Annotated in this window: 12 protein-coding genes; 5 read left to right on the top strand and 7 right to left on the bottom strand. The window is 57.9% G+C overall.

The window, feature by feature from the left end; genetic code table 11:
* Positions 1-125: 125 nt before the first annotated feature.
* Together QP093_RS00835 and QP093_RS00830 are read left to right on the top strand one after the other, a co-directional pair.
* A complete protein-coding gene (locus tag QP093_RS00835) occupies positions 126-779 on the top strand; it encodes a TetR/AcrR family transcriptional regulator (RefSeq protein WP_285014095.1) in 654 nt (217 codons plus the stop codon).
* Entirely contained in the window at positions 763-4,059 is a 3,297-nt protein-coding gene (locus tag QP093_RS00830) for an ABC transporter ATP-binding protein/permease (RefSeq protein WP_285014094.1), read from the top strand. Before QP093_RS00835 ends, QP093_RS00830 begins: the two co-directional genes overlap by 17 nt.
* Here QP093_RS00830 and QP093_RS00825 read toward each other — a convergent pair.
* The 3 genes from QP093_RS00825 to QP093_RS00815 all read right to left on the bottom strand — a co-directional run bounded on the left by QP093_RS00825 (position 4,046) and on the right by QP093_RS00815 (position 7,005).
* Positions 4,046-4,888 carry a hypothetical protein gene (locus QP093_RS00825; RefSeq protein WP_285014093.1) on the bottom strand — a complete coding sequence of 281 codons (843 nt, stop codon included), beginning with the start codon at positions 4,886-4,888 and terminating at the stop codon, positions 4,046-4,048. The two genes, QP093_RS00830 and QP093_RS00825, sit on opposite strands and share 14 nt — an antisense overlap.
* Before the next feature lie 89 nt (positions 4,889-4,977).
* Entirely contained in the window at positions 4,978-6,030 is a 1,053-nt protein-coding gene (locus tag QP093_RS00820; RefSeq protein WP_285014092.1) for a D-2-hydroxyacid dehydrogenase, read from the bottom strand.
* A gap of 15 nt (positions 6,031-6,045) precedes the next feature.
* Positions 6,046-7,005 carry an acyl-CoA thioesterase gene (locus QP093_RS00815; protein ID WP_285014091.1) on the bottom strand — a complete coding sequence of 320 codons (960 nt, stop codon included), beginning with the start codon at positions 7,003-7,005 and terminating at the stop codon, positions 6,046-6,048.
* A 74-nt stretch (positions 7,006-7,079) separates the two neighbouring features.
* On the opposite strand from QP093_RS00815, the gene QP093_RS00810 reads away from it, so the two are divergent.
* The 3 genes from QP093_RS00810 to QP093_RS00800 all read left to right on the top strand — a co-directional run bounded on the left by QP093_RS00810 (position 7,080) and on the right by QP093_RS00800 (position 10,158).
* Positions 7,080-7,373 carry a PTS sugar transporter subunit IIB gene (locus QP093_RS00810; RefSeq protein WP_082628516.1) on the top strand — a complete coding sequence of 98 codons (294 nt, stop codon included), beginning with the start codon at positions 7,080-7,082 and terminating at the stop codon, positions 7,371-7,373.
* 52 nt (positions 7,374-7,425) lie between these two features.
* On the top strand, positions 7,426-9,600 hold the full coding sequence (gene malQ / locus QP093_RS00805) for a 4-alpha-glucanotransferase (RefSeq protein ID WP_285014090.1): 2,175 nt from the start codon (positions 7,426-7,428) through the stop codon (positions 9,598-9,600).
* Between the two features lie 114 nt (positions 9,601-9,714).
* Entirely contained in the window at positions 9,715-10,158 is a 444-nt protein-coding gene (locus tag QP093_RS00800; RefSeq protein WP_285014089.1) for a Dps family protein, read from the top strand.
* A 26-nt stretch (positions 10,159-10,184) separates the two neighbouring features.
* Here QP093_RS00800 and QP093_RS00795 read toward each other — a convergent pair whose 3' ends face one another.
* The 4 genes from QP093_RS00795 to QP093_RS00780 all read right to left on the bottom strand — a co-directional run bounded on the left by QP093_RS00795 (position 10,185) and on the right by QP093_RS00780 (position 15,784).
* Positions 10,185-10,655, bottom strand: coding sequence for a PTS sugar transporter subunit IIA (locus tag QP093_RS00795; RefSeq protein ID WP_058236690.1), 471 nt, complete (start codon positions 10,653-10,655; stop codon positions 10,185-10,187).
* Entirely contained in the window at positions 10,652-10,882 is a 231-nt protein-coding gene (locus tag QP093_RS00790) for a PTS sugar transporter subunit IIB (protein ID WP_058236691.1), read from the bottom strand. The genes QP093_RS00795 and QP093_RS00790 overlap by 4 nt, the downstream gene beginning before the upstream one ends.
* Positions 10,883-11,045: 163 nt before the next feature.
* The gene (gene pepN / locus QP093_RS00785; RefSeq protein WP_285014088.1) at positions 11,046-13,628 is read right to left on the bottom strand and encodes an aminopeptidase N; all 2,583 of its coding nucleotides are present in this window, start codon (positions 13,626-13,628) and stop codon (positions 11,046-11,048) included.
* A 143-nt stretch (positions 13,629-13,771) separates the two neighbouring features.
* Positions 13,772-15,784, bottom strand: a complete 2,013-nt coding sequence (locus QP093_RS00780; protein WP_285014087.1) for a M13 family metallopeptidase — start codon at positions 15,782-15,784, stop codon at positions 13,772-13,774.
* Positions 15,785-15,817 lie beyond the last annotated feature (33 nt).

Below are 15,817 nucleotides of genomic sequence, written 5' to 3'. Positions count from 1 at the left end.
TATGCAGTGCGCGTCGCGCGTGCGGATAAACGAGCCTGCAAGGAGAGGCTGCCCACATTCGGAACGCTCACTATGCGTGGAGCGCACTGCACTCATAACATGAACCTAGATTCACCTTCACCGACATGATCACGACATGGAAGAGAAACGACATCATGCACACGGAAGCGTCAACTATTGACGAGGGCGGCCCGACCCGTTCGGACGCGCGCCTGAATCTGCAGCGCATCTTGTCAACGGCCGGTGAACAGATCAAGAAACACGGTCCAGGTGTTTCCATGAAACAGATCGCGAGGGAAGCCGGAGTGGCAGTTGGAACGCTTTACCGGCATTTCCCGACAAAAGAGGCGCTTGTCCGCGCCGTTGCAGTGCAGGCTCTGACCCATCTATGTGATCTCTTCACTGAGACTGCCAAGCGTGTCGCAGATGGCCAGGTCCGTGGGGGAGACGCCCTGTCCCATCTGCTCTCTGTGATTGTGACTGAGGCGGCCGGCAACGGCGCCAACCGGCAGGCAGTTGCCGAATATCTCGAATCTTTTTCAGATCTACGCGATCGGGAAATCGCCCACACACGTGAAAGAATTGTTCACAACCTCACTGAAATCATTGACGCCGGGCGCCGCGACCACTCGCTGCGTACCGACTTCATGGTCAAGGATTTCGGCATCCTGCTGTGCAGCGCCCCCATCGCTTTCGACCACTCCACCCGCTCGCGCTGGCTCGAATTGGTCAGCACCGGCCTGATGCCCCAGGAGGCAGACAATGCTTCAGCTCAATAACGTCACCAAGTCCTACACGACAGGCGACTTGACGCAACAGGCGCTCGACGATGTCTCAATTGAGTTCCGCGACAACGAATTCGTCGCTATCCTAGGTCCGTCGGGTTCAGGCAAGACGACGCTACTCAACATTGTCGGCGGCCTGGATCATTACGACAGTGGCTCCATCATCGTTGACGATGTTGACACATCCACCTATTCCGACCACGACTGGGACACGTACCGCAATAACCGGATCGGCTTCGTTTTTCAAAGCTACAACCTCATCACACACCAGAGCGTGCTCGCTAACGTGGAGTTGGCGTTGACCCTGTCCGGTGTCTCCCGTTCCGAGCGGCATCAACGCGCTTTGACAGCACTTCGCGATGTCGGCCTCGAGGAACACGCACACAAGCGCCCCAACCAGCTGTCAGGCGGGCAGATGCAGCGCGTGGCCATTGCCCGTGCATTGGTCAACGACCCGGAGATCGTTCTGGCTGACGAGCCGACAGGCGCCCTGGACTCGGTGACGAGCGAACAAATCATGCATCTGCTCACCGGCATTGCACAAGACCGCCTGGTGATTATGGTGACGCACAATCCCGACCTTGCTGACCGATACGCAACCCGCATCGTGACACTCAAGGACGGCACAGTATCGGACGACTCCAACCCGATTGAGGAGCATACTCACAGTCAGATCACTCAAAGTAGCGAGAATGCGAAGACCTCGATGGGGTTCCTCACCGCTCTGGGACTGTCCTTCAACAACTTGATGACCAAGAAGGGCCGTACCCTGATGACATCCTTCGCCGGCAGTATCGGCATCATTGGGATTGCATTGATTTTGGCTCTTGCCAACGGCGTGAACAGTTATATCAAGAACGTCGAGGAAGACACGCTCTCCGTCTATCCTCTCCAAATCTTCAACCAGGGACTGAACATGTCGTCCATGCTCGAGGTGTCCGCGGAAATGCCGGAGAAATCAGACAGCGCGGACAGTGTGCAGAGTGGACACGTGGGCGAAATGCCGATGGTGACCAACATGTTCAAAACGGTTGACTCAAATGATCTGACCGCGCTCAAGAGATACCTGGATTCCGATCCAGACAACCTCGATCAGTACGCACGCTCCATCGAGTATCGCTACAACGTCAGGCCTCAGATTTTTGCGGACGATATGGAATCGGGGCCACGCCAGGTCAACCCGGACACAACTTTCGCTTCCCTCGGCATCGGCGCAGGCACCACCTCGAATGCCTTCATGAACCAGGCGATGAACACTGACGTATTCAACGAACTGGGCGACGACCTCTCCCTCATCCAGCAACAGTACGACATGGTTGCCGGTCACTGGCCAACGGAATCGAACGAGGCGCTGGCCGTCCTCACACCCTCAGGAAAGATCAGCGACTTCGCGCTGTACGCGCTCGGACTGCGCGATCCGGAAGAACTCAAGACAATGGTGGCACAATTCGCCAACCAAGAAGACATTGATGCCCCTGATGACCCAATCGACGTCAGCTACGACGACATCATGGGTGTCGCGTTCAAGGTTGTGAATGCTGCCGACTACTACGTCTATGACGAGACGCACAAGGTGTGGACCGATAAGCGCAAGGATCAGGATTTTGTGTCCGGTCTGGTCGACAAGGGGAAGGATCTGCGAGTTGTCGGCATCGTGCAGCCCGCTGAATCAGTCACGGCCACAGCCCTGCAACCCGGCATCTACTACACGTCGAGCCTGGTCAGGGACCTGATGGACGAGGCGGCCGACTCCGACGTGGTCGCCGCACAACTGGACCAGCAGTCAGTCAATATTCTCACGGGGCGTACCTTTGCCGATGAACAGAACAATCCGCGCAACAGCGGGGTGGATTTCAAGTCATTGATCAGCGTGGACCAGGACGCCCTGGCCGAGGCGTTCACATTTGACGAATCGCAGCTGGCAATCGATCCGTCGGCACTGAACGTGAACCTGAATATGCCCGGACTGACTATTGACCCGTCTATGCTGCCGACTCTCAGTATCGAGGACATGCTTGGATCCGTGGACATGAGCTCGCTGATGGACGGTATTGACATTGAGCGCGCGATGGCCAGCGTGGACTGGCAGAGCCTGGGCATGGATGCGGCTAGTGCGATCGATCCTGAACGCTTGAACTCACTGGTCGAGCAGATGATGACAGGCTACTTCCAGTACTGCATGGTGCATGGGCTCGACGCCAGCGACGTGGCAACGAACTTCGCCGTCTTCCTCGACTCGGAGGAGGGAAAGGCATTGCTCGCCCAGAACGAGGACAACCTGAACGGAACACAGGCTGATCTGAGCGGCGTGGCGGACTCGGCCATTAGGCAGATCAGCGAATCGATCGGGCAACAGATGGACGAACAGATGGCAGCTCAAGGCCCCGCCCTCGCTGAGCAGATGAATGCCGCCATGAGTGCCTACATGAACGACGCCATGACGGCTGTGTCGGACCAGATTTCAGCGCAGGTGGGCTCCATCCTCGAAAATTCAATTGGCACTGCCCTCTCCAACCAGATGAGCCAGCTCAGTCAGAACATGTCGGCAGCGATGGGAATTGACGAGGACGCTCTGGCTCGCGCCTTTAACTTCACCATGGATGAGAAGGAACTGAGCGAGCTGATCGCTCAAATGATGATGACCGAGCCAACCTCATACGACGCGAATCTGTCGAAGATGGGGTATGCCGATCCGGCCAGTCCCTCACGTATCGACATTTTCCCGGCGGATTTTGAATCCAAGGGTGAAATCATCACCATTCTGGATAGCTACAACGAGCAGCAACGAGCCGACGGGCATGAGGAAAAGGTCATCCACTACAGTGACCTAGTTGGCACGCTCATGTCATCGGTGACCACCATCATCAACGTGGTGAGTTACGTGCTGATCGCATTTGTGGCGATTTCACTGATTGTCTCGTCTATCATGATCGGCGTGATCACCTATATTTCGGTGCTCGAACGCGAGAAAGAGATCGGCATTCTGCGCGCCATCGGCGCATCCAAGCGGGATATTCGTCGCGTGTTCAATGCGGAAACCCTGATCGTGGGTCTGGTTGCGGGCCTGCTGGGTATCGGCATCTCCGCGCTGCTGACCATACCGGCCAACCTCATTGTGGCAGCGAACTTCGGGATCTATAATGTGGCGATCCTGCCGGTGGGTGCGGCAGCGATACTGGTGGCGATCTCCATGTTCCTGACCTTCATTGCAGGCTTGATCCCGTCCTCAGCAGCCTCACGTAAGGACCCGGTGGAAGCACTCAGGAGTGAATAGCGGTCAGGACTTCGATGCACTGATCGCACTGGTCAGGCGTCATCACCAGCGGTAGGCACAGCAGATCGCTCGGCCACTCGAGCCGGCTGCTGGCGGGACGATCCCAATGAATTGGTCCGACAATGCCGCGCGAATACAGTGCGTCGGCCGCCTTGCCGGCGTGATTGGTGCGCACAACGAGGGGAGCGCACACGCCCTCGTTGACTACTGTGCACCCCGGTGGCAGACCCACTTCCACTCGTGTGCGCGTGCGGCGCACATCTGCACGGAGCCCGGCCATATCAATCGCTTCCAGCGCCGTCATAGCGTCCTGAGACGGCGACACCGGCGTCCACAGCTCATCTGCCAGATCCTCAACGGCTTCAAACGTTGCAACCGACGGAGTGGAAAGAAACTGTTGGCGAGCTCGCGTCAGCGCATTGTCAGCCTCGCTTCGTCGAGAGGGCTGGTCGACCTTGCCATCGACCCACGCGATCTCCGGAATCGACAGGAGCTTGCGGGCAGAAACAAGTTCCATGTCAGCGGCGCACACCGAATCGCACAGCATACTGTGGGTTCTGTCTGCAACAACTCGGACACCGCGCCCGCGTGTTTCACCGAGTACATCGCTGAGCGCGCGCGAGGGCTGACAGCCGAGAGTCTCGCAGTAGAACACCACTGTTTCGTCAGCTGAGCACCTGGCAAGGGCTCGTTCAAGATCTGCGGGATCCATCATCACCGGATCGCACGCCACCTGTTCGATGCGCATGCCTTCCAATTGCCACGGCACGATCATCGTCAGGCAGGCATAGGTCGGAACAATGACAGTACGGCGCCCCTCGCGCACCATCTGGCGTGCTATCAAAGCGATGGCCTGACGGCCCAGAGCTGTGAAAGTCCGGGGCCTACGTGGTGGAGGGGCGTGCATGGGTCGGGGTGCTAGTAAAACTCGATGGTGTTGACAACATTGCGGAGCGGACGACCATTCAGGAAGCGCGCCGCAATGTCCATGAAGAGTTCAACGATACGCTCTCCTTCATGCGTTGAGAGCGCAGCCGTGTGAGGACTGATCAGGACACGGGGATGATCCCACAGGGCAGAGTCATCCTGAAGAGGTTCGGTCTCCGTTACGTCAAGTGCAGCAAAAGCTACGCGCTGCCCATTCAGGGCATCGACGAGGGCGTCCTCGTCAATCACCGTTCCTCGACCCACATTGACCAGGATCATCCCCGGTTTCATTGACGCGAACGCGGCGGCGTCAATCATATGGCGGGTGGCTGATGTGCCAGGCAGAGTGATCACCAGGCCATCGCACTGACCCAGAGCATCGTGCAGGTCATCCATCGCGATGAGCCGTTCCACGCCCTCGACCGGTGTGCCCGAACGCGAGGTTGCCCATACGGTCGCACCGAGAGCGTGAAGGCGGTGCGCGACAACGCGGCCGATGCCACCTGTGCCCATGATCAGAACGGTCATTTCAGATAAGTGGCGCATCGGGTAGCGGTCAGGCCAGTGGTGCGCGCGTTGATCAGAGTGCAGCCGGGGCAGATCTTTCGCGCCGGCGAGAAGGCCAAACAGTGCGAACTCAGCGAGCGTCGTGCCGTGGACACCCGCGCTGGTGGTGAAGGTGACGCGCTGGAGGTCATCTTCCGACAGGCCGGCAGACTTGACTTGTGCGCCGCCTCCGGCAGCCATTGTGTGCACCCAGCGAAGTCTCGGGTTGTGTTCGACGACCTCGCGCAGCAGGCGAGCGGAGGAATCAGGAATACCCAGAAGAATGTCAGCGTGGGTGAGCATCTGGACGTACTCGGCGTGCTCTTGGTCGGTGCGGGTGACGCTCGTGTCGCCACCCCAGTCACCGACCCAGCGCTGAGGCAGCAGCAAATGGGGGCGGTAATCCACCAGCAGGCGCGGATCGCACTGCATGAGTGGTTCAACCAGGTCAGAGGGCAGCGGCGTGGCGACCGCAATGGTCAGGGCAGAGATGCTCATATTGGACTCCATTTCTTAAGCAGGTGCGACCGTGGCCGTGTCGCCATCCATGAACTCCCATCGGCCTGAGCCATGCACACCGCCGCGTGGCACACGCATCATGCCCTGCTGGTTGGCATCGGCAACGAGCCTGCCGTTGGAGGAGAAAATCTGCATATGGGTCAGGACTCTACCGTTATTGACACTGGTGCACGTGCCGTCAAAAAGCAGCCAGTCGTTGATATCAACATCGTGATGGAACCACATGGCGTGGTCCAGGGAAGCGGCCGACAAACCTGGAGTCATCCAGCACAATGAGGTGGCGCGCATGGCTGGTTCCAACATGACTTGGTCGACGACGTATGCCAGAAGCGCGCGGTGAATGAGCTGACTGACCTGGGAGGGGATCGGAGAGCGCGGACGCATCCAAAGCTGCTGGCGATTCGTGGGGTGAGGGTCGGGTTTGACATACAAACTGTCCTGGACATGACGAACATCGAATGCAGCAGTCTTGCCGAGGAATCGGCCCACTGGGTGATTCATCATGCGGAAGAGTTCCAATGCTGAGTCGCAGGAATCGGGGCCGGGCACATCCGGCGCTTCAATCTCGTATGTCAGACTGGATTCAGGGCTTTGGAAGGATGCGGCGAGTGTGAGAATTTCGCGTTCAGACTGCCTGCATGTCACGGAACGCGACGAAAAGGAACGGCCATTGCGCAAACGGTTGACGTGCAGTGTAAATGGAGCTTGCGGGTCGCCGCCGCGCAGAAAGTAGGCATGGAAGGAGTGGGGAAGCCGATCGTCCTGGTCAATGGTGGCCATTGACGCCAGCAACGACTGTGCGATGACCTGTCCTCCGTATACGCGCCTCACCTGCGGCAGGGAGTGAGCAGTGAAGGTGTCCTCGTGCTCGGCATCTTCGGTCAATCGCAGAATACGCAGGACAGATGCTACGGGCTCATCGGTGGTCAACGGTACGTCGATCGGTGTCGTCATAATTCTATTGTCCGTTCATGCGGCATTTTGTGCACAGCAGGTGCGCATCGTGGGCAATCTTCTACGATGGACACATGGTGCACAAAAATCGTCAGGCAGGCGTGGATCGCGAATGGACAGCTGAGCCATCCTTGCCGCAACGATGCCGGGAAATACTTCAGGGGCTGGGCGGATGCGACAACGTTGTCGATCTTGAACCGTGTGCATTGAGAATCCGCGTGCAGGTCCGCGACCAAGATAGCATCGATGAACACCTACTGAGACAACCGCCGGTTATCGCGGTGGTGCGCTCAGGCGATGTCGTGCAGCTGGTCACTGGAATAGATGCGGAACGTGTGATGGGCGAACTGCGTCAACTGTGTTCATGACGTGTACGATCGGTAGCAGTACCGCTGTGGATGAGATGAGTCGGAGACCTTCATGGATCTAGCTGCACCAGCACACACCGAGATTGACCTGCTGCGCTCGGTGGCCGAAGCCAATGGAGTGGCGACGCACTTTTGGGATTGGTATGGAAACCTTGTTGACGTCGAAGCCACATCTTTGCTGAAGGTTCTACACGCACTGGGATTGCCTCTCGATGAGGATTCCACCGTCCAGGACCTTCAACGCGCTGTTGAATTCACTGAGGATCAACACTGGTCCACGATCCTGCCTGACTGCACCGTTGTGCGCGAGCATTGCACCCGGGACGTACCCGTTCACGTGCCGCACGGCCGCAGGGTGACAGTCAGCTACGAACTCGAAAGTGGCGAGGGGGGACAGTGCCCCCAGCTCGACCGATGGGTGCCGCCACGTCAGATTGGCGATCAGCTGGTGGGACGTGCAACGTTCGAAATCCCAGCCTCACTGCCATTGGGATGGCACCGCCTTGTCGCAACCGTTGAGGGCGGAACAGTGTATTCCGCGCCGCTGATCGTCGTTCCCGACCGAATCGATCCACCTGCGCTGATGCAGTCCGATCAGCAGTGGGGCACCTCCGCGCAGTTTTATTCGGTACGTTCTGCCTCCTCGTGGGGTATCGGCGACACCGCGGATCTGCAGGACATCGTGTCGGTCAGTGCTGCGCACGGTGCGCAGTTTGTGCTGATTAACCCCGTTCACGCGTGTGCGCCCATCTCGCCATTGGAGAACTCGCCCTACCTGCCGGTGACACGCAGGTGGGTGAACCCGCTGTACATTCATCCTGAATCGCTGCCGGAATATGCGCAGTTGTCTGAACGGGACCGCAGCCGAGTTGATGCTCTGCGCGAGGAATCTTGGGGCGCATCACGCACGGATCTGATTGACCGTGACACTTCCTGGCGGGCGAAGGTTCAGGCACTCGCAATCATCCATGCGCAACCCATGCGCCCATCGCGCCGCGCACAGTTCCTCCGTTTCACGAACGAAGGAGGCGATGCGCTGGCGGACTTTTCCTTGTGGTGCGCGCTCATCGAAGCGTCCGGGTCGTTTGTGGCAGGCGATCTGGAGCGCGACGATAAGCCCTTGATTCCCGAGATGCTCACTGATACTGATCAGATTGAGCGCGCACGCTTTGAACTGGCTGACCGCATCGACTTTTATTCATGGTGTCAGTGGGTCGCCCTCGAACAGTTGCGAGATTCGCAGACCTTGGCCACCGAACTGGGCATGAGCATTGGCATTATGGCTGACCTGGCCGTTGGCGTTCACCCGAAAGGCTCCGACGTGTGGGCCACGCCGACGTTGTTTGCACCGGGAATGACGGTGGGAGCACCGCCGGATATGTATTCTCAGCAAGGCCAAAACTGGTCGCAGCCTCCGTGGTCTCCACGTGAGCTGGCGCGGTGCGGGTACCAACCGCTGCGCGACATGATTCGAACCGTGCTGTCCCATGCCGGAGCGGTGCGCATTGACCACATCATGGGATTGTTCAGACTGTGGTGGATTCCCGAGGGAGAGCCAGCTTCGCATGGAACATACGTGTCCTGCGACCACGAAGCGATGGTTGGCGTGCTGCTGCTTGAAGCCCAGCGCGCCGGAGCAGTGCTGATCGGTGAGGACCTTGGCACGGTTGAACCGTGGGTGCGCGGCTACCTCAATGATCGAGGAATCCTGGGAACATCGGTGCTGTGGTTCGAAAAGGAGGACTCTGGCTGGCCGCTGCATGCGGATCAATACCGGCGCGACGTTCTTGCGACAGTGAACACTCATGATCTGCCACCCACTTCGGGATACCTTGACGGCGTGCAGACCACGCTGCGTGACCAGTTGGGCTTACTGGTCGATCCTGTTGATGTGGTGCGCGCGGGGGAGGAAATCGAGCGCGAACGCATGCTGGTGCGTCTGCGCGAATACGGATTGTTGGACTCGCCAGAGCCCAGCAAGGAAGAAATCGTGACAGCTTTGCATCGCTTCATTACGATGACACCTTCGCGTCTGGTGGGTGTGGCATTGGTGGACGCTGTGGGAGATATCCGCCCTCAGAATCTACCGGGTACCAATACGGAATACCCGAACTGGTGTGTCCCGCTGTGCGATGGTTCGGGCAGGGAAGTCAGTACTGAGCGCCTGGCATCCGACCATCACATGACTGAACTGTTCGATGTGGTCAACGAGGCGTTGCCCAAGTAGGAGCGTTCGCGTTCGTACCGTCTTTGTCTGGCAGCGAACGTGGCAGCGGAAGTCTTTCAAATGAGGGTGCGCCCTTGTATGTTAGAAGAGTCACTGAGCAGAAAGGACTCCAAAATGGCTGAACAACTCGTGATCGATGCGCTCCAGCGCGCACTGGTGGACCTGACCGACCTGTCATTGCAGGCAAAGCAGTACCACTGGAATATTCGAGGCGATCGTTTCCGCGCTCTTCACCTGGCGCTCGATGAGATCGTCGATCAGGTACGTGAAGACCTCGACGAGGTTGCCGAACGTATTTCGACCCTGGGTGGTACTCCCGATGGCCGCGCCGCCACGGTTGCCAGGGACTCCGGAATCGGTGACGTGGCTGAAGGCACCATTTCGGTTGCCGACGCCTACAAGCAGATGGAAAGCAAGCTGATGGCTGCATCCGAGCGCATCAAGTCGGATCTTGAAAAGGTCGATGATGCCGATTCACTCAGTGGTGACATCCTGGTCGGTGCTGCACGCGGACTCGAAAAGCAGGCGTGGTTCCTGCGCGCCGCAATCGAGAAGTAAGGTAACAGGCGCTCATCACCGCACGTTCAGGCGGGGAGAATTTCAAACAGGAAATCTCCCGCTTGGACGTGCGTTCCATATTCAGCGTGTGACCCGATCATCGCGTCCGAGCTGTCCATGACAATGACGGGGGTGGTCAGGTCGAAACCACCGTCGACAAGATGCGCGGGCCTCCATGAAACAACTGGCTGAGCGGTCTCTACAGTGCTGTGGTCACCCTCGACGACCATGAATGACGAGGTGTCGGCCTTGACGGTATCGAGCCCCACGTGAACCAGAACAGCGGGGCCGTCGGCTGACCGGACGACAAATGCGTGGGGGAGAGCCTTAATGATTGTTCCCGCGATCGGACTGACCACGTCTGAGTGCCCATGCGCGGTCAAGGTATCGGGAATAATTGCCAGACCTGAGCCGACGATTTTCTCTGCGAAGACGGGGTCATTCACGTCAGATAAGGGAATCACTTGCCCAGCAAGTGGAGCAAGTACACGGGTCACTTGAGTTTCTCAATCTCCTCAACGATGCTGTCAGCCTGCGGCCCCATGACAACCTGGATGGACGTTCCCACCGACACGACACCAAAGGCGCCCGCATTCTTCAGGGCATCCTCATCCACGAGTTCTTCGTCACCAACCGAAACACGGATGCGGGTGATGCAGGCTTCGAGATCCTTGATATTGTCCCAACCGCCTAATGCTCCCAGTATTTGTTCTGCCTGGCCCATGGGGAACTCCTCTGAACGTCCTGTGTACTGATGCACTTACTCGAAGATTAACACGCACCAGCTGTTTACGGCCGGGCAACTGGCCGCTATGCAGACAAAATGTCGGTAGGGCTCATGATGGAGCCCTACCGACACTCGGTCGTTCAATTCGGAAGAGGAAGGGTTAGATGTCCGCTTTCTGTGCCGCCGTCATGCGCTCAACAACCGCGACGCGTTCACGAATAATACGCGTGAGTGCGGCAGAGACATCAGGATGATCGTTCATCCACTGGCGACCGCGTTCAGCCAAGTCGAGCCCATCAACGTAGCCTGCCAAGGCGGTCGGGAACATCAATGTGACGATGTCTTCGGCCATGTGGAAGGTGAACTCTGACCAGACCTTTTCGATCGAGGCGAAATAGTCGTCGACAAAAGCGGTGTAAGTATCCGGTGCAGTGTGTGCCTGAGCCCAGAAACCGGAGACCATTGCCCAGCGCGTATCGTTCGCGATTGACACGTTGTGCATGACTTCGTCCCACACGCGAGCCTTCACTTGCGGGTCTGCAACCGCTGCGCGAGCCTGAGCTGCGTGCTGCCGGCCTGTCATCGTGTCATCCGCCTGCTCACGTTCGGCAATATCTGCCTCTGAGGCGTGTCCGGTTCGGACCTGAGCGGTGAGCAAATCCCACATCACATCGACATCGAGATCAAGGCCGGACAAGGTCTGCTCGCCTGTGTACAGAGCCTTGATAGCACCCACCTGATCGTCGGTCACTGCGTGGCGGGCTGCCGCCTGGATCAGGATCTGCTGCTGGTCACTGCCGGACGCTGCCGAACGGGCCTGCAGGAGCAGGCGGCTGCCGACCATCGCTTGCGCGTCGGCACGATCAGCAGGAGCAACATAGCTCGACACTGCGGTGGCAATGTGTGCCAACGTCAGACGCAGCATCGACATATTGTCCTCGACGGGCAGCGCAGCAAGCGCCAGGTCGATGAAAGCGCGCGCAGGCATCTTGGCATCGCGCGTCATATCCCATGCAGAAGCCAGGATCACATTGCGCAGCAGAGAATCGGTGCACTGCGTGATATTTTCAGTGGCGAACGCAAGGGAGCGATCATCGAGGCGGATCTTCGCATAAGCCAGATCGCCATCATTAATAACAATGAGGTCGGGGCGAGGCTGGCCGACGACACTGCTGACCTCGGTCAGCTCACCGTCGACATCGAGCTCCTCGTGGAAAACCTGCTCAACAGGTGTCGTTCGGTTCGAGCCGGAATCATCCTGTGCGGCAGAACGCGAATAGCCTGCCACTGCTAGGCGGTGAGGACGCAGCGAGGAACCCGGCGTGAACGGCTCTTGGCGGATTGCCAGTCGAGTCATGCGGTCTTCGTCATCTGTTTCGACGACCGTGCTCAACGTGGTGATGCCCGCTTCTTCGAGCCATACGCGGGACCAATGGTCAAGGTCGCGTCCGGATGCTGCTTCGAGTTCGCCCAAAAGGTCATCCAGCGTTGCATTGTCGTAGGAGTGCTTGGTCAAATACTCGTGCAGCCCGGCGAAGAACTCGTCACGGCCGACGTAGGAGACTAGCTGACGAAGAACGGATGCACCCTTGGCGTAAGTGATGCCATCGAAGTTCACTTCCACGTCAGCAAGGTCGCGAATCTCAGCCTTGATCGGGTGGGTCGTGGGCATCTGGTCTTGACGCATACCCCAGTCTTTACGGGACATAAAGCCGGTCCAGGCGTCGGTGTATTCGGTTCCTTCTGCCAGGCAGTAGTGAGACATGAACTCAGCGAAAGACTCGTTGAGCCACAGGTCATTCCACCACTTCATGGTGACCAGATCACCGAACCACATATGAGCCAGTTCGTGCAGGATCGTATTGGCACGCTTCTCCAGGTCATCGTGGGTGGGGCGTGCACGGAAGATGTACTGATCGCGGAAGGTAATGCATCCGGCATTTTCCATCGCGCCTGCATTGTATTCGGGAACGAAAATCTGGTCGTACTTGGTGAAGGGGTAGGGGATACCGTAGTTGGCTTCATAGAATGCAAAGCCCTTGCGGGTGACGTCGATGACGCGGTCGGCGTCCAGGAATTCGCGCAACGAGGCGCGGCACCACACACCGAGCGGAATTTCGCGCCCATCACTGCTGGTCAGAGAATCAGTGACACCCTCGTACGGTCCGGCAATGATCGCCGTGATGTAGGTGGAAATACGCTGAGTTTCCTCAAAGTGATAGGTCCATTTTCCATCGCGTTCTTCCGGTGAGGGTGTGACGGAGTTGGAGAACACTTTCCACCCTTGCGGAACTGTCACGGTGAAGGTAAATGTTGCCTTGAGATCGGGCTGCTCGAAGGTTGCGAAGACTCGTCGGGCATCGGGAACTTCAAACTGCGAGTAGCAGTACGCCTTGTTATCAGCGGGGTCAACAAAGCGGTGCAGTCCCTCGCCGGTGTGCATGTACTGGCAGTCCGCGTCGACGATGAGCGTATTGGACTGAGCCAGTTCCTGCAGGTCGATGCGGTTGTCCTGATGTGCTCCGACTGACACGTCGCGTCCATTCAGCGTGATGGAATGGACATTGTTGGAGACCAGATCAACGAACGTTGAGGCGCCTTCAGTGGCATCAAAGCTCAAGGTGGTGCGGGAGCGGAAGTCAGTGTCACCGCACGTCAAATCCAGTTCAACGTCATAGTGGTGAACTGAGATTATGCGTGCCCGCTCAGCCGCTTCATCACGCGTGAGGTTAAGACCCGGCATTGAGTAGCCTTTCTCATGTAACTCAGGGATAGCGCAACAAGCGCATATGACAGTTCTTAGTCTTTCACTAATTGGACCCAAACGCCTAAGTGAGAGGCCACAAATGGCGTCGAATGCGTAAGAGGTTACATTTCAGGGGGCTGCTACGACCAGATTTCCACCCTCTGACTCGGATCTAACCACATGCCGTCCGACTCCGTGACATCGAATGTTGTCGCAAATTCCGGAAAATTGCGAAGCACCTGGTTGCATCGAAATTCTGCCGGCGAATGAGGGTCAATAACGAGCATCTGCTGGGCGAACTCGTCGCGCGACTTGGATCGCCAGATTCGAGCCCATGAGTAGAAGAATCGCTGCGGCCCGGTCAGGCCGTCGATAACGGGCGCATCTTCAGGGCGATCAATGCCCTGATCGCGAAGCGAAGCACACCACGCCCTCCACGCGATTGCCAGACCACCCAGATCTCCGATATTTTCACCGATGGTTAAGGCGCCGTTGACGTGTACCTCGGCGGGAGCTGCTTCTAGCTGGCGGGGGACAAGAGCCTCGTATTGTTCGATGAGGTGGTGCGTGCGCGATTCAAATTCGTTGCGATCTTCATCAGTCCACCAGTTACGCAGTGCGCCGTCTGCGTCGTAGCGCGATCCCTGGTCATCGAAACCATGTCCGATTTCGTGGCCAATGACGGCACCGATTGCACCGAAGTTCACTGCGGCATCAGCATCTGGATCAAAGAAGGGAGGCTGCAGGATAGCGGCGGGGAATACGATCTCGTTGAGTGACGGGTTGTAGTAGGCGTTCACCGTTTGAGGCGTCATAAACCATTCGTCGCGGTCCACCGGCCGTGACAGCTTGGCCCATTCATAGTCCAGTTCATATGCGTCTGCCTTGCGCACGTTGTCCACCAGTGACGCATTCTCATCAAGATCGAGACCTGAATAGTCACGCCATGTGTCGGGGTAGGCAATCTTGGGATTGAAGGTATCGAGCTTTGCCAGCGCCTTGGTGCGCGTCTCCTCGCTCATCCAGCTCAGTGTGGAAATAGACGTACGGTAGGCCTCCAACAGGCGTTGGACGAGTGCTTCCATCTGTTCCTTATAGTCAGCGGGGAAGTGTCGCTGAATATACAGGCGTCCCAGGGCGTCACCCAGTGTGCCCTCCACCAGGCCCAAACCGCGCTTCCATCGCTGTCGGAGTTCTTCGGTGCCGGCAAGCGTGCGTGAGTAGAAATCGAAATTGGCTTCAACGAACTCGTGTGACAGCAGTGAAGCGTGGGCGCTGATGATCTTGCGGCTCTGCCACAGTTTGAGCGTGCGCAGGTCCTCCGATGCCCACATCGACGCCGCGGTGGCCAGGTAATCAGGCTGATTGACGTTGACATTCGCGATTGATCCGAGTTGAAGGCCAACCTGTTGCGCCCAGTTACGCCAGTCGAAACCGGAATTGTCGTCAATGAGTTCCGAGACGGTGCGAGGGTTGGTTGTCTTGTGAGGATCTCGGTTTGTGACAGAATCCCAGTGGTGTGCGGCTAAGCGGGTCTCCCAGTCCATGACGCGCTGAGCGCATGAAGCAGCGTCGCCCTCGTCGTCGCCAATGTGGGCGAGGGTGAACAGGCGCTCAATGTGAGAGCAGTAGGCTTGGCGGATTGGCTCGTACTGGTCTTCGCGATAGAAGGATTCGTCCGGAAGACCCAAACCGGCCTGCTGGAAGTAGAGCATGTAGCGTGAGGTGTCATCGGTGTCGGTGTTGACGTAAGGCACAAAGAACGTGGAGATGCCTCCGCGCATGAGCTGGCCGGAGAGTGTGGCGAGCTCGTCGTGGGATGTCGTGGCGGCTACCGCCTCGAGCAGTGGAATGATGGGGGAGGCGCCCTGTTCCTCAATGCTGTCCTCATCCATGAATTGGCGGTACATGATGGCGATCTTGTGAGCATCCGGATCGTCGATGCGTCCGGCTAGCGCATCCTCAACAATGGCACGTCCACGCTCTTCAGACAGATCGCGCAGCGTGTAGAAGGCTCCATCGATGGGTCGATCAGCTGAAATGTTATGGGTCGCGAGCCAGGTTCCATTCACATGGCCGTAAAAGTCATCCTGTGGGCGAACGCTGGGATCGGTCAGGGACTGGTCGAGGACGTGTGCGAGAAGTTCAGTCATGTCTGACACTGTACGTGCCGACAAGGTGATCAT

It is taken from the genome of Pauljensenia sp. UMB10120 (genome assembly GCF_030212035.1).
Classification (GTDB): Bacteria; Actinomycetota; Actinomycetes; order Actinomycetales; family Actinomycetaceae; genus Pauljensenia; species Pauljensenia radingae_A.
Note: the sequence above shows the minus strand (reverse complement) of the source record. Positions and strands in the feature narration are given on the sequence as shown.